At 71.6% G+C, this 18,564-nt stretch carries 15 protein-coding genes; 5 read left to right on the top strand and 10 right to left on the bottom strand.

Features of this window, described 5'->3' with window-relative positions; genetic code table 11:
• Window positions 1–48 precede the first annotated feature (48 nt).
• Complete coding sequence (locus WME85_RS30245) at window positions 49–1,143, bottom strand: MBL fold metallo-hydrolase (RefSeq protein WP_437826236.1); 1,095 nt, start codon at window positions 1,141–1,143, stop codon at window positions 49–51.
• Window positions 1,140–1,715 (bottom strand): TetR/AcrR family transcriptional regulator, encoded by a 576-nt coding sequence (locus tag WME85_RS30250; RefSeq protein ID WP_437826238.1) that lies wholly within the window; start codon window positions 1,713–1,715, stop codon window positions 1,140–1,142. The genes WME85_RS30245 and WME85_RS30250 overlap by 4 nt, the downstream gene beginning before the upstream one ends.
• A gap of 487 nt (window positions 1,716–2,202) precedes the next feature.
• Here WME85_RS30250 and WME85_RS30255 point away from each other — a divergent pair, with 487 nt between their 5' ends.
• Window positions 2,203–3,138, top strand: coding sequence for a DUF2935 domain-containing protein (locus tag WME85_RS30255; RefSeq protein WP_437826239.1), 936 nt, complete (start codon window positions 2,203–2,205; stop codon window positions 3,136–3,138).
• A gap of 86 nt (window positions 3,139–3,224) precedes the next feature.
• Here WME85_RS30255 and WME85_RS30260 read toward each other — a convergent pair whose 3' ends face one another.
• The 6 genes from WME85_RS30260 to WME85_RS30285 all read right to left on the bottom strand — a co-directional run bounded on the left by WME85_RS30260 (window position 3,225) and on the right by WME85_RS30285 (window position 13,646).
• Complete coding sequence (locus WME85_RS30260; protein ID WP_437826241.1) at window positions 3,225–4,610, bottom strand: amidase; 1,386 nt, start codon at window positions 4,608–4,610, stop codon at window positions 3,225–3,227.
• Between the two features lie 71 nt (window positions 4,611–4,681).
• Window positions 4,682–6,217: a dockerin gene (locus WME85_RS30265; RefSeq protein WP_437826243.1), complete on the bottom strand. Its 1,536-nt coding sequence runs from the start codon at window positions 6,215–6,217 to the stop codon at window positions 4,682–4,684.
• 198 nt (window positions 6,218–6,415) lie between these two features.
• On the bottom strand, window positions 6,416–7,429 hold the full coding sequence (locus WME85_RS30270) for a hypothetical protein (RefSeq protein ID WP_437826245.1): 1,014 nt from the start codon (window positions 7,427–7,429) through the stop codon (window positions 6,416–6,418).
• A gap of 12 nt (window positions 7,430–7,441) precedes the next feature.
• The gene (locus WME85_RS30275) at window positions 7,442–11,497 is read right to left on the bottom strand and encodes a PAAR-like domain-containing protein (protein ID WP_437826248.1); all 4,056 of its coding nucleotides are present in this window, start codon (window positions 11,495–11,497) and stop codon (window positions 7,442–7,444) included.
• Window positions 11,498–11,787: 290 nt separating this feature from the next.
• On the bottom strand, window positions 11,788–12,606 hold the full coding sequence (locus WME85_RS30280) for a hypothetical protein (RefSeq protein ID WP_437826251.1): 819 nt from the start codon (window positions 12,604–12,606) through the stop codon (window positions 11,788–11,790).
• Between the two features lie 14 nt (window positions 12,607–12,620).
• Window positions 12,621–13,646 (bottom strand): AAA family ATPase, encoded by a 1,026-nt coding sequence (locus tag WME85_RS30285; protein ID WP_437826252.1) that lies wholly within the window; start codon window positions 13,644–13,646, stop codon window positions 12,621–12,623.
• A gap of 382 nt (window positions 13,647–14,028) precedes the next feature.
• Between WME85_RS30285 and WME85_RS30290 the strand changes: the two genes are divergently transcribed.
• Complete coding sequence (locus WME85_RS30290) at window positions 14,029–14,211, top strand: hypothetical protein (RefSeq protein ID WP_437826255.1); 183 nt, start codon at window positions 14,029–14,031, stop codon at window positions 14,209–14,211.
• Between the two features lie 52 nt (window positions 14,212–14,263).
• A complete protein-coding gene (locus WME85_RS30295) occupies window positions 14,264–14,401 on the top strand; it encodes a hypothetical protein (RefSeq protein ID WP_437826257.1) in 138 nt (45 codons plus the stop codon).
• 581 nt (window positions 14,402–14,982) lie between these two features.
• Here WME85_RS30295 and WME85_RS30300 read toward each other — a convergent pair.
• Window positions 14,983–15,810 (bottom strand): hypothetical protein, encoded by an 828-nt coding sequence (locus tag WME85_RS30300; protein WP_437826259.1) that lies wholly within the window; start codon window positions 15,808–15,810, stop codon window positions 14,983–14,985.
• A gap of 511 nt (window positions 15,811–16,321) precedes the next feature.
• Here WME85_RS30300 and WME85_RS30305 point away from each other — a divergent pair.
• Window positions 16,322–17,368 (top strand): AAA family ATPase, encoded by a 1,047-nt coding sequence (locus WME85_RS30305; protein WP_437826260.1) that lies wholly within the window; start codon window positions 16,322–16,324, stop codon window positions 17,366–17,368.
• Between the two features lie 3 nt (window positions 17,369–17,371).
• Window positions 17,372–17,878 carry a hypothetical protein gene (locus tag WME85_RS30310; protein ID WP_437826262.1) on the top strand — a complete coding sequence of 169 codons (507 nt, stop codon included), beginning with the start codon at window positions 17,372–17,374 and terminating at the stop codon, window positions 17,876–17,878.
• 61 nt (window positions 17,879–17,939) lie between these two features.
• Here the strand turns inward: WME85_RS30310 and WME85_RS30315 are convergent, their stop codons facing one another.
• Window positions 17,940–18,263: a hypothetical protein gene (locus WME85_RS30315; RefSeq protein ID WP_437826264.1), complete on the bottom strand. Its 324-nt coding sequence runs from the start codon at window positions 18,261–18,263 to the stop codon at window positions 17,940–17,942.
• Between the last annotated feature and the right edge of the window lie 301 nt (window positions 18,264–18,564).

Here is an 18,564-nt window from a genome sequence, read left to right on the forward strand (position 1 = left end):
CCGCCGTGCCGGAGAGCCACGCTGAGCCGCGAGGGCGCTGAGCGCGGCTCAGCGCGGGAGGGACATCCACGCTCCGTCCGTCGGGACGTGGACGTGCGCGGACAGGCCCTTTGTGCCGGCCCGCTGGACGAACGCCGCGACCGGCTCGCGGTAATGGCCGAACGTCGTGTGGTGGATCGGGATCACGTGACGGGCGCGGAGGAGCGCCGCGGCGGCGACCGCTTCCTCCGCGTCCATGGTGCGGAGCCCGCGCGCGCCGTCGACGCCGACGGCGCCGAGGTGCGGTAGCCAGAGGTCGATGGGCGCGAAGCGGGCCGCCACGGCGCGCATGGGCTCGGTGAATACAGCGTCGCCGGTCCAGTAGACCGAGTAGGGCGCCGCGCCCTCCCAGCGCAGCACGTACCCGTTGCCCTTTCCGAGCGTCGCGTCGAGCGCCGCGTCGTGGGAATGGTTCGCCGGCACGGCGAGGATCCGGAGGCGGCCAGAGCGGGTCGGGATGACCGTCTCGGCGTCCCAGTCGAGCGGCGTCAGCCTGGTGAAGCCCGCGGCGCGCGCCGCCTCGACCGCGTCCGGCGGGAGGACGAACAGAACGTCCTTCGGGAGGGTCTCCTTCGCGACGGCGTCGAAATGGTCGGCGTGGTTATGGCTGAGGAGGATGACGTCGAGGCGCCCGAGCGGCTCGGCGGGAGGATCGGTGTAGCGGGCGATGGGCGCGTTCTCGACGCCGGTCGACGGGTGCCGGGGCAGGACGAACACGGCGGGGCCGCGCGGCCCGAGGACGGGATCGGTGAGGAGGCGGAGGCCGTCCCGCTCGAGGATCGCCGTCGGACCGCCGCGCCACTGGAGGCGGCCGCCGGCGGCGTCGGTGTTCGCGTCGGCCGCCGGCCCGGCGCTGGCGCTGGTCGGCGAAGCGCTGGCGCTGGCGCTGGTCGGCGAGGCGCAGGGCTCAGCGCGCCCCGCCGGCGCGCACCCCGCCAGGAAGAGCGCGACCAGCGGCGCGGCGACCGACGCCAACGCCTCCGCCGGCCGCCTCCGCGACAGGCGCGGCGCGCGCGCGGCGCGGCCGATCTCCGCAGCGGCGCGCTGCGGGCGCTGCTCGTCACGTGCGTTCAACCCTCCCGGGACACTCGCAATCTCGCTCATCTTCGCCGCCTCCCTGGCCGCGCTGTGGTGAGGAGCAGCTCGGCGAGAGATCGCGCGCGCGCGGCCGCGCCCGGTCCCCCTTCGCGGACGGCGGTCACCGTCGCGCCGTCGATCAGCAGCAGGAACTGCGTCGCCAGCGCGCCAGCTTCCGGCGCGCCGGCCTCGCGCAGGAGCCCCTCGAGGTAATCGATGAGCCGCTGCTTGTGGCGTTGCGCGGCCTCGTGGCCGGGGTGGCTCCGGCTCGCCACCTCGACCATCGTGTTGAGGAACGCGCAGCCGCGGAAATCATTCGTGGCGAACCGCTCGCCGAGCGCGTCGAAGACCGCGAGCGGCCGGACCCGCGGGTCGACCGCGAGGGCCTCGACGCGCCCGGCCAGCCACTCGCGAAAGCGCGCGTCGCGCGCGTCGAGCACCGCCACGAGCAGATCGTCCTTGGTCCGGAAGTGGCGGTAGAAGGTCGCCTTCGCGACGTTCGCCTCGGCGATCAGGCGATCGACGCCGACGGCGCGATACCCCTCGGCGTAGAAGAGCCGCTCCGCGACCTCGAGGATGTGGCGCCGTACATCGCTCACGACCGCTGAGTAATACAGACAGGTCTGTCTTGTCAAGCCGAGGCGCGACGGGGACGTCGACGCGCACCGCAGACAGCGCGAGCCCCGCCCGGACGGGTGAGGCCGCCCAGCCCGCTCCCGGTCACGTGTCTGCCCCGCGCAGACCAGCACCGTCCAGCCACGGCCGAGACTCCGGTCGTCTTCCGGGGGCCATGTGCTCGACGGTCGCAGACCGCCGGCAGATGAGGGGTCGTGTGCTCGGCCTTCGCAGCCGCCGGTCGTCGGACCGCCCATCGAGGGCGGATTCCACAGAGCGACGCCGGGCGCGCTCCCGCGGCGCCTCTCGTGATGAGGCGCCCGGGCGTGGCGATTCCCTGCTTCGCCCGTCGTGATGATCCACGGGGCGCGCACCGGCGGACCGCCCGCGGAGCAAGCTCATGGGCCCAGGCGCGGGACATGCACCCTCACGCTCGGACTCACACCGCTGTACGAACCTGGAGGAGCGTCGATGGAGAAGCATGTTTCACGAGGGAAACTTGGACGCCGGCAATTCGCCGGCAGGGCGGCGGCGACCGCCGGTGTCTCGCTGCTCGCCACACCGGGCCTCGCGCTCGCGGCCGGCAAGGGCCCCGAGATCTGCGAGCCGGTCGGGCCGCTATCGCTCCCGGAGGGCGTCGCCCTCACCCCCGGCGTCGTCGCCGACCAGCGCGCGCGCAAGCCGATCTTCCTGGCCGGCTTGAACGCCGGCCACGCGGCGCACGCCGTCGCAGAGGTCCTCTTCTGGACGGACATCATGATGGAACATGCGATGTTCATGGCGCTGCTCATGCCGGGCGACAGCCTCCGCGCGGCCCGGAACGAAGCGCGGCAGTTCCAGGTCCTCTTCGCCCAGCACTTCATCTCGGCACGCGACAACCACTATCGCGACGACGAGCTCTATCCGCTGCTCGCGGCGACGCGGTCGAGCGTCCTCGAGCTCATCGAGTACAAGCGCCGCATGCAGCGCGCGCAGGAGGCCGGCACGCTGAAGAGCCTCGTCTGGCCGCTCTTCTTCGATCACATCGCGCGCGAGGCCGAGCGGTTCGCCGCCCGGCTCGAGCTGTACACGACCGGCTTCGCCGCGCTCCGGCGCGACGAGGTCAGGGCGTTCTGGACGCGGATCATGGCGGAGCACCTCGAGTTCATCGCGCACCTGCTCGACCCGCAGGAGCGCGCGCTCGTCGAGCAGGCGAACGCGCGCGCCGACACGCTGTACCAGGCCAACACGCAGCTCGTCGCGAGCGGGCAGCTCGCGATGATGGCCGACGATGTCATCGACTTCAAGACGGCGGCGGAGCAGGGCATCGAGACGGGGCAGATCAAGAGCATCATCGACCCCGCGCTCGCGGACCACGTGCTCCGCGAGGCGGTGAGGTTCTCCGACGAGATCCGGCACGCGCAGTGAGCGCTGGCCGGCCGGGGCTCACTCCGCGCCCGCGCGCGGCCGCGGAGTGAGCCCCGGCCGGGCGCGCGGGGGCCGCGCGCGGCCGCTCAGCTCGCGCGGAGCGGCGGCGCCTCGAGCGGGGCGCTCGCGCGCTCGAACGCGAGCGCGGCGCGCAGCAAGAGCGGCTCCTCGAAGTGGCGCCCGACGAGCTGCAGGCCGAGCGGCAGGCCGGCGCTGGTGAGCCCCATCGGCACGCTGATCGCCGGCTGGCGTGTCAGGCTGAAGGGCCCGGCGAAGGAGGCGGGGAGCGCGCCGCCGCCCTCGATCAGGGGAGCGGCCCCGGCCGACGTCGGCGTCACCAGCAGGTCGAAGCGGCGGTGGAGCGCGGCCATGGCCAGGCCGAGCTCCGCGCGCTGCCGTTCCGCCTCGAGGTACGCCACCGCGCTCAGCGCCTCCCCCTGCTCGGCCGCGCTCCGGACCGCGGGGTCGAGCCGCGCGCGCTGCTCCGGCCCGAGCTCCCGCACCGTGTGCGCGGCGCGCGCAGCGAAGAGCGTCCGCAGCACGCCCCCCGGGTCCGCGAACGGCGGCTCCACCTCCTCCACCTCGGCGCCGAGCTGCCGCAGCAGCGCGACCGCCGCGCCGAAGCGGGCCCGCGTCTCGCCCGGCGGATCGATGTAGCCCAGCGTGGCGCTCACGCCGATCCGTACGTCGCGCAGGGAGCGCGCGTCGCTCGCGTCGAGCGCGTCCTCGCGCGCCGGAGGGGCCCGGAACGGATCGCGGTCGTCGGGGCCGGAGAGGACCGAAAGGAGCAGCACCGCGTCGGCGACGGTGCGCGCGATCGGGCCGACATGCGGCGGCACCCCCACGACGCTCGCCGGGTGCGCTGGAACCCGGCCGAAGGTCGGCTTGCACCCCACCACCCCGGAGAACGCGCTCGGGACGCGGATCGAGCCGCCGCCGTCCGTTCCGACCGCGAGCGGCCCGAAGCCGGCAGCGACCGCGGTGACCGCGCCGGCGCTGCTGCCGCCCGGCGTGCGCCGCGGATCCCAGGCGTTGCGCGTGATCCCCGTCAGCGGGCTGTCGCCGAGGCCCTTGAGGCCGAACTCGGACGTCGTCGTCTTCCCGAAGAGCACCGCCCCCTGCTCCCGCAGCCGGGCGACCGCGGGCGCGTCCTCGGTCCAGGGGCCGCTCGCGTCCACCGTGCGCGAACCCCGCAGGGTCGGCCAGCCGCGCGTGAGCAGGAGGTCCTTCACCGAGACAGGGACCCCGTCGAGGCGCCCCACCGGCGCGCCGCGAGCCCACCGCGCCTCGGAAGCGCGCGCGGCGTCGAGGGCCCTCTCCTCGTCGAGCAGCGCGAACGCGTTGAGCGGAGCGCCGTGACGCTCCACATGGGCGAGGACGGCGCGGAGCGCCTCGACGGGGGAAGCGCTCCGGGATCGGTAGAGCGCGAGGAGCTCGACGGCGGTGGCCTGCACGAGCGAGGCGGGCATCATTCGTCCATTATAACGGATGAGTCATCCTGCACAACGGATACTGGCGCTGGCGCGAGGCGCGTGCGCCGGGCTCAGGGGACGCTCATCTCGAACGCCACGCTGTAGTTCGGCTGGGCCTTGCCCGAGAGCGAGCCGACGAACGGGTCCGAGTCGCGCAGCTGCCCCCAGCGCGCCGTGCCGCCGGCCATCGCCGTCCCGTCGGTCGTCGCCGCGTAGCCGACCGTCACGCCGGAGGCGGGGAGATCCGGCGGGCAGGTGATCTTCACCGAGTCGCCGGCGATCTCCACGCTGCTGATCTCGATCCGGGTGTTGCCGCGCCAGACCTCGAAGCCGCGGCCTCGCGACCACTCGGTGTTCGCGCTCTGGTGAGGAGCCGGCAGCGCGTTGTCCCAGGCGAGCGGCGGCACCGGGACGTGGAAGTGAACGGTGATGACGCCGCCGCTGCGCTCGACGCGCGTCGGCTGGAGAGGCTGCCAGTCGCGCCCGAGGACGACCTTCTCGAAATAGACTTGACCGTACTTCTCGCCGAGCAGCTGGTACCCCTCCGCGTTCAGGTGGATGTGGTCGGTCGCGTACGGATACTGGTACTTCGGACCCGAGCAGACGATGTCGCCCGGGTGCTCGACGCCGACGTGCCACTGCGCCTGGGTCGACGTCGACCGCGCGCCCGCGTCGGTGGGCACCGAGTGCTGCTGGGACACGAGCAGGGGGATGCTCTGCGCCTGCCCGGTGAGGGGCCGGAGGTCCTCGTTGTAGTCGGACCACAGCTTGAAGAGGTCGTCCTCGTAGGTAGCGCTGCCGGCGTCGGACTCGCCGTGGGTGATGATGATGGCGCCGATACCGTAGGTCTTGCCCGCCTCCCTGGCGAGGCGCGCGATCGCCGCCGCCTCGAACAGCGTCGCCGCGTAGGCGCGGGCCTGGGTCTTGTCGCCGTCGATGATCTCGCTCGCGCCCTTGCGGAGGATGCTCATCGGCTGGCCGCTCTCGCCGACGACGGTGTGCACCGTGACGAGGTCGCCGCCCGCGCCCGCCTGCGCCAGGGTCGAGATCTGGTCGGCCATGGCCGTGTGCGGGGTCTCGCCGTAGATGTTCTTCGGGTAGGCGCTGGGGTAGGTCGTCGCGAAGCCGCGGATGGGCTCGACGAGCGGCACCAGGGAGAGGGCGTCGCTCGCCGGATCCCACGGGGGCACGCTCGCGGCCCCGAGCGACAGCTTGAGGTTGTGAAAGCGCTGCTCCGTCCCGCGGGGCGGCGTGCCCTCGGCGCCGACCGAGAGGCTCTGTCCCGTGCCGACGATCCCGCTCCAGTCCCAGGCCGGCCCCGGCGGCGCCCCGCCGCCCGCGCCGCCTGTGCCGGCCGCGTCGCCGCCCGCGCCGCCCGCGCCGCCCGTACCGGCCGCGTCGCCGCCCGCGCCGCCAGCGCCGCCCGTGCCCGCCGCATCGCCGCCTGCGCCGCCGGTGCCGCTCCCGCTGCTCGTCGCGACCTGACCGCCAGCGCCCGCGTCGCCGCCCGCCCCCGAGGACGAGCCGCCCGAGGAGTCGCCGCATCCGATCGCCGTGAGGAGGAGAATACCTGATGAGCTAAGTCCCAAGAACGAAGATGTTCGCATGATGGCTCCTTGTTGCCGCGGGGGACCCCGGGGTTCCCCGCGGCGCGGAGCTTTGATCATCCGCCCTCGCGGTGGAAGATGAACCGGTTCAGTGCGTCCATCCGGAGCCGCGCGAGGCTCGCGGATGCTCGTCGTGCGACGACCGCGCGCAGCTCCGGCGGCCGGCACCCTCGCGTCGTGCCGGAAGGGCGGCGGTCCTCACGTCGCCGGCGGTCCCCACCCCGCTCCCCACCCCGGCGGAGTCACCGGCGGCGGCGGCACCGGGCCGAGCACCTCCATCCAGGCCGTGCTCTCCACCCACGCCGCCAGGTAGGGCGCGCTCGCCCCGCGCCGCTGGAGCAGCACCAGGAACGGCGCCGTCACCTTGAAGGACCGCGGCGGCGGCCGCCCGTACGAGCCGATGACGGCCTCTGACGTCGCCCCGGCGCCGCCCTCGTTCAGGTGGAACTGCACCCGCTGCTTCGCCTCGCCGAAGCGCTTGCCTCGCAGCGCCTCGCCGAGCAGGGGCCGCCCGATCAGGTCGCCGAAGGTCGCCGCCATATCGAGCTTCAGCCGCGGGATCGAGAGCGCCTCGTCCGGCGCCACCTGCCGCGCCTCTCCGTGAAGCCTATCGAGCCGGGCGACCGCGCTGGCCACCGTCGCCGCCAGCGTCTCCGCCGGCGCGACCTGCGCGACGAGGACGCGGCTGTCTGGATCGTCCGCGACGAGCTCGATCACGAAGTCCTCCTGCGCCGCCCAGTCGTGCACGACGACCTGCGCCCTGCGCGCCGGGTCCGGGCCAAACGCCCTGTTGTCCAGCCCGAAAGCTCGGACCCGTGAGCTCTTGAACGTCCCTTCCCGCACCGCGAAGCGCGTCTCGAACTTCAGGATCTTGCTCAGGTAGCCATACGCCAGCAGGTCGTCGGCCGACATCGCCTCCGGCAGGTACTCCGGCTTCGCTTCGGGGAACTTCGAGAAGAGCTCGGCGCGCAGCGCCTCCACGACGCCCTCCCCGCCGAACCCGGCGCCCGACACGCTCCACGCCGGGTCCACCACCTCGGCCCCGAGCGTCGCCGCGTTCAGCGCGTCGGCCAGGGCCGGCTGGGGCTCCATGCCGATCGGGCCGAACCTCGCCCGCAGCTTTTCCCAGGCGAGCGCGAACGCGGCGCAAAAGACGACGTCTTCCCGGGGGGATGAGAACGGCGTGGACAGGCTCGCACAGACGGATGTCATAAGACCTCGATATCAGAAGCGGCGGTTGAACGGCTGCATCGAACCGGCAGGGCCGGCGATCGTGACGCCCGGTATCGTGGGGTGGTCGTCCATCATGTCGCCGACGCAGGCCACCGTGGTCGCGCCGGTCGCGTCCGCCACCGACTGCGCGATCGAGCCGCCCGGCCGGCCGGGGGGATCGGTGCCGCCATGGCAGACCGTCATGTGGATCCTGCTGCCCGTGAAGCCGGAGTCCCGGATGCCGCTTGCGAGCTGCTGGCCGGTCATCGTCGACCCCGTGAACGTGCCGCTCCGATCCGCGTATTCGATCATCCCCGGCGATCCGTGCCCGTAAACGTAGAGCTCGGTCTCGCCGGCAAGCGCCCTCGGATTCCCGAGCTGGCTATAGTGAACGATGTTCTGCCCCGTGGCCGCCCGGCGCGCGTTCGCGCCGCTCACGCATTTCGGATCGTCGCTCAGGAGCAGGATGGCGAGGCCGAGCGGATCCACCCAGAGCGTGACGTTGGGAACGAACGCCAGCTCGAACATGGAGGCGTCGATCCAGAGCGGATCGGGCGTGGTGAAGGTGCCGAGCTCCGGGGAGTAGTACCTGGCGCGGTGGTAAGTGAGCCCGGTGAGCTCGTCGTGGCGCTGCCCGGCGAACCGGATCGCGGTGAACGGCCCCTCCCGCCGGGTGACCGCGCCGAACGCGCCCAGCTCCTGGCCCGTCGCGGCGCCGGTCGGGTCGACCATCAGCCACGGCGTCGCGGTCGCGTCGGTGACGACGCTCCTCCACACGCCCGCGTCGCTGCCCTCGAGCAGCGGGGTGATCTCGTCATCGGCGAACACCCGCCGCACCGAGGCGCCGCTGCTGCTCACCTCCTCGACCTGGGTCTGATCGTCCCAGCCGAACCACGTGCTCGCCCCGTCGCTCCGCACCTCGCCGAGCCGCCGGTTGAACGCGTCGACGTGGTACTGGACGACGAGCCCGTCGCTCCGCGCCGCGCGCACCAGCGCGTCGAGCCCGTCGTACGCGTAGGTCCAGCTCCCGGCGCCGCCCTCGGCCGTTCGCGACGCGAGCCGGCCCTGCGCGTCCCACGTGAAGGCGGCGGCGGCCGTGCGGAGCAAGCGCCCGCCTGGCCCCACCCGGTCCTCGGCGGAGCGCAGCGGCGTCCCGTTCGCGTCGTAGCGGATCTGCTCCTGGGCCCCGAGCCCGCTCACCGCGAGCGGCCGTCCGTAGACGTCGAGCTCGTACGTGCGCTTGCCCGAGGTGCTGTCGACGATCTGCTCGAGCGGACCGGTCTTGCTCCAGGCGTAGCGGCGCGCGCGGACCGGCTGCCCCGCGGCGTCCTCCAGCGCCGTGACCACCGGGCGACCCATGGAGTCGCGCTCGGTGCGGATGGCATACCCGTCCTCCCGGACGCGCGCCGTCTCCCGGCCGTGGGCGTCGACCTCGCGCAGGATCCGCTCCACGCCGGCCGCTGACTCGAGCGTGATCGACTCGATACCGCTGCTCGGCCCGCGGCCCATCTGGACCTGCCACCCCGTCGAGTAGCGCTTGGCGGTGGCCCAGCCCTTCGCGTTGAACGCCCGATCCACGCGGTAACGCCACCCCCCGACCCGCTGCTCCTCGCTCACGATGCGCCCCGCGGCGTCGCGCTCGAGGAGCACCTCGGTCGCGCCGCGCGCGCCGCGGCGGAGGAAGCCGCGGTCGTCGTACTCGAGGGCCGTCACGACGTCGCCGTCCTCCCGCCGGATCACGTCGCCGCAGGCGTCATAGGCGATCTTCCGGACGGTGGTTCCGGCCACCTCGGCGCGCACGATGCGGCCGCGCACGTCGTGCTCGTAGGTCGTCTCGACGCCGGAGAACGTCCTCGTCCGGACCACGCGGCCGCAGGCGTCCCGCTCGATGGTGAGCGACTCGCCCGCCGGGTTCCTGACCCAGGTGAGCCGCCCGCGCGCGTCGTAGCCGAGCCGGTACCGGCTGCCGTCCGACTGCGTCTCTTCCACGACGAGGTGCCCTACATAGCGCGCCGACGAGACGCCGCCGCCCGGATGGCGCGCCGACACGGGGCGGCGCGCGTCGTTGAACGTCGTCTCGACGACGACGCCGCCCGGCGCCCGGACCCGCACCGGGAGGCCCCGGCTGTCGTAGTTGATCTCGACCGCAGCGCCGCCAGGCATCTCGACGCGGACGAGCTGGCCGAAGAGGTCGTACGTGTAATGCGATGTCCCGCCGCCCGGCAGCGTGCGCGCGGCGAGGTTCCCGTGGGCGTCGTGCTCGAAGGTCTCGGCGGAGCCGTCGGGCGCGACGATGGCGACCACCCTCCCGCGCTTGTCGTATTCATACCGGGTCTTCGCCCCGAGCGGGTCGGTGCGCTCGAGCATCTGTCCGTCAGCGCCCACATCGAAGGTGTACCGGGCGCCCGCTGGGTCGCGCACCTCGAGGATGGCGCCGTCCTCGCGGCGCTTCAGGCTGAACGACCGGCCCATCGCGTCGGTGAAGGAAGCGAGTCGCCCCATCGCGTCATAGGCGCTCCTTTCGGTCCCGTCCGGCGTGGTGGAGGAGACGACCTGGCCGACGGCGTTGTAGGAGAGGTGCTTTTGCTGCCCCGCCGGATCCTGGTACCGCTCCACGAGGCCGAGCGCGTTCCCCTTGTAGTGGAACCTGTACCCGAGGCCGTCGATGACGGTGGTCTCGTGGGATCCGGGCCCGTACTGGAAGCGCATGTGGAAGAGGCCTCTTGGCCGCGCCGCCGGCGCCATCGAGGCCTCCGGCGCGCCGATCTCCTGGAGGATGTCGGCGCCCTCGAGATCTCCCCAGGTCTCCACGCAGCGCCGCTCCCCCGCGACGTCGGCGTACACGAAGTTGTACCGGAGGCCGCCCGGTTGCTGCTCCAGGACGAGGTAGTGCTCGTCGTCGTACGAATACCGCGTCTCGACGCCGCCTGCGTCGACGGCGCGGGCGAGGTCGCCCCTCGAGTCGAGCTCGTAGGTCACGAGGCGCTTCGTGTGCTCCACGCCGTCCGCGCCGGTCGCGGCGACCCACCAGCTCCTGTACTGGCCCTCCCGGACCAGCCAGGCGCGGCGGCCGACCGAGTCCACGATCTGGACGACCTCGCGGTCGTCCCAGGTGATGTCCGCGAGGTTGCCTGACCGGTCGCGCAGCTGCGCGAGCCGGAAGATGCCTGGCGCCTGGCCGCGCGCGAGGACGCGGAGGATGCCGTCGTCGAGATCGACGACGAGGGCGTCGCCTTCCCAGTACACGCGCCGGCCGAAGGGGAGCAGCGCCTGGACGTCGCCGGCTGGGGCGACGAGGGTCGTCGCGCGGAGGGTCTCGTCGATGAGGGTGAGCCGGTCCCCCTGGAACTCGGCTTGCCAGCACAGGGAGTGGGACCAGCCGCGGCCGATGCCGCAGTCCCGCTGGACCGAGGAGGTGCGGTAGGTGCGGATCCAGCTGACCGGCAGGGGTCCTGGCAGGAGGAAGTCGGTCTCCGGCGGCGTGAACATCGTGCCGGTGACGATGTCCACGGGGTGCCCCGCGTCGGCCTGGCCGTCGGCGCCTGGCGCCGCGGGCGGGCTGGGCGGCCCTGCGCCCTGGTTGCTCCCGCCGCCCCCGCCGCCGCCGTTGCCGCCGCCCTGCGGCCCGCCGCCGCCCGGGCCGCCGGCGCCGCCTCCGCCGCCGCCTCCGCCGCCGGCGTTGCCTCCGGCGCTGCTCGCTGTCGCGCCCGCGCCGACGGTGATCGACTTGTTCATCTGGCCCATGCTGCCGGTGATGCCGGCCATGCCGAGCTCGATGAGCACGTTGGGCGCGCCGAGCCAGGGGAAGCAGGGGCCGCCGGTGTTGAGGCTGACGACCTCCTTGAGCGTGCCGGGCTCGTTGCCGTGGCACGCCTTCATGCAGCCGCCCACGGTGAGGATCTTCGCGCCCTCGATCTTGGTGCGCATGCACGGGTCGATGACCCCCTCGGCCACGGTGCCCATCGTCGGATAGGGAATCGGCAACGGGCTCGGGGCGGCGGGGGTGAGGCACACGCTCACCGCCATTCCGGTCATCTGGTGGCCGGATTTCTCGGTAATGGTGTCCATGTGAAGCGCGGTGACCTTGCCCATGACGGCGCGATGGTCGCACGGGGGGAAGGGAGAGGGAAGCGGGGGCGTGCGGGCGCGGTCCAGGTCGGGCCGCTCATCGCCGCCCTCAGGGGCAACGAAGGCCTGGCCGGTGCGGCGCGTGAGACGGTGCAGATCGCGGCGTGGTTCCCGTGAGCGGCGCGATCGTGGCGGCCCCCGCGGCGGGCGCGCGGCCGGTCTCGCTCTCGACGCTCGGCACGCCTGGGTGAGGTGGCGCCGCGGTAGATCTGGCGAAAGAGAGCCCGTACTCAGTGACCAATGCGACGCCGGAGTGTGGTCCGCAGCTCGCGGATCTCCTGTGGCACCCGATTCAGCGCGAGTTGAGCTCTGGCGATCTCCTGGACGAACGTGAGACGACATTCAGGATCCTTCGGACGCTTCCTGGTCCAGATCCTGGTCGTGAGGTCGCGCAGGAGCTCCTTCCCGGAGAACTCCTGCCGCCACGCGCCTGTGCTGAGCATCGCACGGTAGCTGGCCTCGTGATCCGTGAGCTTCCTCGTGATCATGTCCGCGTTACCCCAGGTTGGATGCAGCGTGGGAAGGACTCGCGACCACCACGGGCTCCCGGTGATGGCGGCCTGCGCGTCACCTTGCGATTTGACGCGATCCCGCCCCGGATGTTCCAGAAAGTCGTCGACGACCGCATCCCGGATCTCTGTGATCGTACGGCGGCAGCTCATCCACCAGGTGAGCGGCGTCGCCAGCATCGTGAGCTCCTGCTCGACCTGCGCAGCGTTGAGGCTCGAGGTGTTGACCTGGCAGGCGGCGATGGCATCCGGGTCGAGGAGCAGGTTCTCGATCTCGACGACATCCGCCGTCAGGATCACCACGGTGTTCTCGTCCCACCGTGCCCGATTGGAGACGCCGAAGTCTCGATCGCGAAAGCCAAAGACGTGCGTGTTGTAGTCATTGCGTGCGGCATTCACGACGGCGTGCAGGTATCCGTGACCACCGGCGACGAGGACCTTGATGTGCGACTCACCTTCCCACGCCGTCTGGAGATACGTGCGCGTCTCCTCGTCCTCGACCCAGAGATAGACAGGGAAATTCCGGTACAGGCCCGTCACGTCCGAAGACGGCTTCATGAGGCCTCTTGCGTGCGCGGAAGAGGCTGCGCTTCCCGCCATGCGCGCGAGCGGGGATCGGTGTCCGGCACGAGGAGGAAGCGCGCGTAGCTGGCCGTCTGGTCCCAGACCGCATCCGCGTGCGAGGCAACGAGGATCTGCACGTCCGGGGCGAGCGCGTGGAGGGCCGGTAGAATCGTCGCCTGCCATTGCGGGTGCAGGTGCAGTTCGGGCTCATCGATGACGAGCAGGCCGCCTTTCCAGTCGTTGAGGATGATCCAGCCCGCAAAGGAGAGGAGCTCGACCTCGCCCGAGCTGATCTGGTCAATGGAGCAGATCCTTCTCCCGTCCCCGGACACCACGAAGAGGTCGGCGAGCAGCTCTTCATCGTCGGGCTCGACGATCTGGGCGTCGATGCGGGTGCCGTCGTCCCCGTGGAAGCGGCTCCACGCCTCGTTGAGCCGCTTGAGCCATGCATCCGCCTTTCCGAGCCCCGGCAGGGTCCCCTTGTACCCTCCTCGCGCGCGCTCGTCGTTGATCCGTTGCTTGAGCCGCCACAGGCGATTGGTCTCGTTGTCCGTGGGACGCCCGCCGCGCCCGACCAGCGGCTTGATCGGGCCTACCAGCTCCGGCGCGCGCCATGAAGAGAAGTATTCGACGGCCAGGAACTGCAACCACTGAGGAGGGATCGGCTCCTCCGCGCCGTCCGGGAGACGGTGAACGTGCTTATCGGCCGTGCGGATCCAGGTGGTTGGATTCGCACCGTCGATGGCGACGTCTATCTCGATGATGGCACCTTCGGGCACGACGACACGCCAGTGCTCTTCCCTGCGGGAGCGCTCGAGGTCGCGCACGATGAGCGGGCCCATCCCCAAGCCGAGGAGCACCGCCTCGATCACGCTGGTTTTCCCGCAGCCGTTGGGACCGGCAAAGACGGCCTGCTGCACTGAGTCTCCCCGGGGCGTGGTCAAGTCCATCTCGAGTGCTTCCTGGATGCGCCGGAATTTCTCGATCCGGATCCGGAGAATCTTCGGTACGTGCAAGGTGGCCTCCTTCGCGGGCGCCGGACGCTAGCACAGGCCACGCGGCGTTCGAAGAGCGGGGCGGGCTCCAGGATCGAGCCGACATCCGCGCCGCGTCAGACCAGGACCCGCCGAGCGCCAGCCGGACAGCCGCTGGCGCCTCCTTCGGCCCTTGCGGCCCAGCACATCCATGGTGGCGACCACGATCCCGCGCTGGTTGCCTGCGACGTCACGGGCGCGCCCTGCTCGCTGGGTGGCGGCGGCAGGAAGCTGGACGGAACGTTCCTCGCGGCGGAACCCCCCACAGACGGGGGCGGGAGCGTGCTCCCGGGGCGGGTTGACGATGGGAAGACGGGGCAGCGTCCCCGCAGCTTGCCGGCCCGCCTGGTGCTAGATTCGGAGCGTGGCCAAACCTCTGGACCATGCCGCTGGGGAGCGAGACGACAGCCCCTACGACGAGAACGGCGTGGACCGCTCCCTCGTGCGCTGGATGCTCAGCCTGTCCCCCACGGAGCGGCTGGCGCAGGTGCAGAGCTCGATCGATCTGGTCATGAGCGTGCGCGCGCCATCCGATGGCGCTCGCTGACATCCTGCACGCGCTGGTACACCATCATGTCGAGATCATCGTTGTGGGAGGCATGGCTGCTGCGTTGCAGGGCGTCCCGGTGAATACTCTCGACATCGATATCGTGTACTCGCGCTCCGAGCAGAACATCGCCCGGCTCATGGCGACCCTGGTAGACCTCGAGGCCGTCTTCCGCACCGACCCGCCCTGACCAGCACGAGCACCCCGCCCCTGTAGTCTGCTCCGCGAGCCGCCGAGGAGCGTTCCCGACCCTCGGCAGGCGCTCTGCTTTGCGGTCCGGAGGGGTCCGGACCCCTCGCGAGCGCTCTGCTTTGCGGTCCGGAGGGGTCCGGACCCCTCGCGAGCGCTCTGCTTTGCGGTCCGGAGGGGTCCGGACCCCCCATCTGGCACAAGATCGAGGGCATTCGCGGGGTCCCTGGCACAGAATTACGCATTGAAGCGCGAATTTTGGCACAGTTTTGCTCTCGAAGACGCAGTGCGGAGCGATCTCGAGGGGTCCGGACCCCGGTGTGTCGCAATGCATTGCGTTTGAGCCAGTGTTCGACCCCCCTCCTCTGGCACAGATCAAGGTGACCTGGCACAGGCTACGGTCGCCGCTCGCTCCGCGGCAGACCGCGGCGGGCAGAACGGGGCCGGACGGAACGCCCGGACGCTGCTGGCGCCGTGGACAGTTCGGCGGGCGACGGAAGCGCGCGCCTGAGGCGGGGTGATGAGGGGAACGCGCGGAGGGGCTCGCTGCGTCAGCAGCGAGCGTGCATCACGCGAGGGGGCTCAGAGGTCGGCCGGCGCCGGCTCGGTGCCTTGCACATCCGGCGGAAGCGGCACGCCGGGCGCCGCGGGCTCGCCCTCGGGCTTGCCGTTCTTGCGGGCTGCGCCCCGGCCGCTCGGCCCGACGCTCCAGCTCGCGAGGGGCGCGAGCAGCCTGTCGGCGAGCTCCTGCGTCTCCGGCTCGTCGGGCTCGACCGCGCCCATCACCTTGATCACGTACGCGCGCAGCGCCTCGGTGAAGGCGTCGAGCGCCTCGCGCACGCTCGGCGGCGCCCCCGCAGCGGCGGCGGCCGGCGCGGTGACGCCGAGCGCCTTGCCGTAGGCGGCGTGCGCGGCCTCCAGGGCGGCGAGGAACCGCTTGCCGCCGAGCGCCTCGATGCGCGCGTCGAGGCCGTTCTTGTGGATCCGCTGGATCCGCAGCTCGCTCTCGGACCATTGCAGGACGTACGTGAGCTGGAGGAACTTGAGCCCTCCGGTGAAGAGGGCCGCCTTGAGCGCGCTCGCCTCCGCGACCTCGGGCGCGCCGGGCGGCAGCTTGGTGAACGCGGTCAGGAAGTCGTTGAGCGCGCTCCAGCAATTGTCGAGGACGCGGTCGCACTGGACGGCATCCTCGCTCTCCTCCCCTCCTTCTGCGAGCGACACCTGATCGCGCAGCGCCGACGCGAGCTCGCCGTGGCGCGACGACAGCGCCGCGAGCACCCGCGCGATGCCCTTCGCGAGCTGCTTCTTCACGGGCTTCGCCGCGCTGAGGAGCTGCTCGCCGAGCGCCATCGCGCCGACGGCCGTGAAGCGGGGGAGCTGGATCACTTCAGAGGCGGTGTATTTGCTCATGAGATCACCCTCGTCCGTGGCAGGAGCGCGGGATTGCGCTGGAATGCCAGACGGGCAAGCGTCCTCTATTCATGATGTGAAGAGAGGCGTCCAGAGCAAACTGGATGGGAAGATGGTTCATAGAAGAAGCTATCGTGTCGGATTCCTGCCGTGCGGCGGGTAGCGCGAGGGAAGGCGTGGTGAGAAGAGCGAGGGATGTCGGGGGGATAGCTAGGTTGGCATCGCTCTGGCCAGGAGAGGACGACGGACGCTGTGTCTGGGCGTTCGGCCGGCGACATGGCAGGAAAGCGACGTCGACGGAGCTGCCGGCCGGATGCCGTGGGGGCGGTCCGACGGGGAGGCTCGGCGGCGGGGGGCGGGCGGCCAACAGGAGCGGAGGAGCTGTCCCGCATCGCGCCTCGGTGGTCGGCGCTTGTTGGGCGAAGCTGGTCCGGCTACGGTGCAGCGGCTCGCGCCACGGCAGCGGGGCCCCGGGAGAGAAGCACCAGCTCGACCTGTTTGCAGGCACCCCATGATCAGGTCACTTCACGTCAAGAACTTCACCGTCTTCAGCGATGCGGAGCTCGACTTCGGCGAGCACCTGAACGTCTTCGTGGGGGAGAACGGCACGGGGAAGACCCACGCGCTGAAGCTCGCCTACGCGACCCTCGCGACGAGCTGGGAGGAGGGGCGCAAGCCGAGCGCCGCCCCCCCTACCAAGGCCGCCTTGCAGACCCGGCTCGCGGACAAGCTCGTGAGCGTATTCCGCCCCGAGGCCCTGGGGCGCCTCGCGCGGCGGCGGCAAGGCCGCGAGCGCTGCGACGTGCGGATGACCTGCAGCGACGAGGCCTGGAACATCTCGTTCGGCTTCTCGACGCAGAGCAAGTCGGACGTGACGATCGACACCCTCCCCGCGGCGTGGATCGACGCCGCGCCGGCCTACCTCCCCACCCGGGAGCTCCTCACCATCTACCCGGGTTTCGTGTCCGTCTACGAGAACCACTATCTCGAGTTCGACGAGACATGGCGCGACACCTGCCTTCTCCTCGGCGCGCCGCTGAAGCGGGGTATCAAGGAGAAGCGCGTCCGGGAGCTCCTCGAGCCGCTGGAGGAGGCGATGGGCGGGTCGATCGAGCTCGACAAGAACGGTCGATTCTACTTTCGCAGCGGGAGCGGCCGCATGGAGATGCCGCTCGTCGCGGAGGGCCTCCGCAAGCTCGGCATGCTCGCTCGCCTCATCGCGACCGGAGCGCTGCTCGACAAGGGCTGCCTGTTCTGGGACGAGCCGGAGGCGAACCTCAACCCGCGCATCATCAAGAGGGTCGCCAGCAGCATCGTCGATCTGAGCCTCGGCGGGATCCAGGTGTTCATCGCGACGCACAGCCTGTTCTTGCTCCGCGAGATCGAGATGCTGCTCGCCGCTGGGGACCGGCAGGTCGACGCGCGCTTCTTCGGTTTGCACCTGTCGGACGCCGGCGTGTCCGTGCAGCAAGGCCCGTCCGTGGACGACATGGGCGCCATCGCTGCGCTCGACGAGGAGCTCGAGCAATCCGACCGCTTCCTGAGCCCGGGAGCCTGAGCGATGCCGACCGTCGCCGTCGATGGCCTCGATTTCGACTTTCCGAGCACGTGGAGAGCGAGCAAGTACGACGACTGGCAGTTTTACCGCAAGCAGTTCTCGGCGATGCGGGACGGGATCAAGTCGGTCGATCTGCTCGCCGTGGATCCTGATCGGACGGCGTGGCTCATCGAGGTCAAAGACTACAGAGCCCACGAGCGCACGAAGCCTTCCGAGCTCGACGATGAGGTCGCGCGCAAGGTCTTCGACACGCTCGCCGCGATGCTCCCGGCGAAGATCAACGCCAGCGACGCCGAGGAGGCGAAGATGGCCACCGCCGTGCTCGGCGCGAGGAAGCTGCGGGTCGTGCTCCACCTGGAACAACCGAGGAAGCACTCGACGCTGCGGCCGCGCGCGATCAATCCGGCGGACGTTCAGCAGGCGCTGCGGCGTCTGCTCAAGCCCATCGACGCGCACCCCGTCGTGGCGGAGACGGGTCGCATGGGCTCCCTCGGCTGGCGGGTGAGGTGATCTCACGGCAGCGGCAGAGCCCTGGCGCGAGGTCGCGGACCACAGCCGCTGGCAGCGTCGTTCAGCGGGATGAGCCAGCGCGGAAGACCGAGGCGAAGCGCCCGGCAGGCGTCACGATGACGTGATCCTGGAGGGGCCGCAGGCGCTTCGGGCGGCGCGCGCGGGCGGCGTGAACGCGCCGGCCGAGCTCGAAGGCGGCAGCCAGGCGGGTCGCCTCATGGAGGGCGAGCTCGGCGCGCTCCGCCAGCGCGACGGGCGACTGGCGCGCGCGGGACGGGAGGTCCTCGGCGGGGAGGGGTCGGCGGCCGAGCTCAGGGAGACCGCGCACCAGCTCCAGCAGGGCCGCGTCGGACATCGCGGCGACGTCGGTGGGGGCGAGCTTCATCGCGCGCCTCCGCGTGCCGAAGGGCGGTCGGCCGGCGCGAGCGCCTGGTGGGCGCGGCGGCGGTGGGGGTCGTCGTCCTGGTCCGGCTGGCCGACGCGCTCGGTGTCGAGCCCGGCGTCCTGCTGCGCCGCGCCGCTCTGCCCGCGGTGACGCGCGGTAGGCCGCCCAGCACGCGGGCGAAGCGACAGCCGCAGAGGTAGGCCGACGGCGGCCATGCTCTGACACCCTCGCCGGCAACCGAGCGCTCGCGGCGGCTTATGTGAAGCGCTCGGCATTGCTTGTCGATCCGGTGCGGTCGTAC

Origin of the sequence: Sorangium sp. So ce1153, assembly GCF_051521595.1 — a bacterium.
Classification (GTDB): Bacteria; Myxococcota_A; Polyangia; order Polyangiales; family Polyangiaceae; genus Sorangium.

Coding starts and splice junctions, on each gene's coding strand:
- WME85_RS30245 (WP_437826236.1), bottom strand. CDS start 1,143: ATGAGCGAGATTGCGAGTGTCCCGGGAGGGTTGAACGCACGTGACGAG.
- WME85_RS30255 (WP_437826239.1), top strand. CDS start 2,203: ATGGAGAAGCATGTTTCACGAGGGAAACTTGGACGCCGGCAATTCGCC.
- WME85_RS30260 (WP_437826241.1), bottom strand. CDS start 4,610: ATGATGCCCGCCTCGCTCGTGCAGGCCACCGCCGTCGAGCTCCTCGCG.
- WME85_RS30265 (WP_437826243.1), bottom strand. CDS start 6,217: ATGCGAACATCTTCGTTCTTGGGACTTAGCTCATCAGGTATTCTCCTC.
- WME85_RS30270 (WP_437826245.1), bottom strand. CDS start 7,429: ATGACATCCGTCTGTGCGAGCCTGTCCACGCCGTTCTCATCCCCCCGG.
- WME85_RS30275 (WP_437826248.1), bottom strand. CDS start 11,497: ATGGACACCATTACCGAGAAATCCGGCCACCAGATGACCGGAATGGCG.
- WME85_RS30295 (WP_437826257.1), top strand. CDS start 14,264: ATGGCTGCTGCGTTGCAGGGCGTCCCGGTGAATACTCTCGACATCGAT.
- WME85_RS30300 (WP_437826259.1), bottom strand. CDS start 15,810: ATGAGCAAATACACCGCCTCTGAAGTGATCCAGCTCCCCCGCTTCACG.
- WME85_RS30305 (WP_437826260.1), top strand. CDS start 16,322: ATGATCAGGTCACTTCACGTCAAGAACTTCACCGTCTTCAGCGATGCG.
- WME85_RS30310 (WP_437826262.1), top strand. CDS start 17,372: ATGCCGACCGTCGCCGTCGATGGCCTCGATTTCGACTTTCCGAGCACG.
- WME85_RS30315 (WP_437826264.1), bottom strand. CDS start 18,263: ATGAAGCTCGCCCCCACCGACGTCGCCGCGATGTCCGACGCGGCCCTG.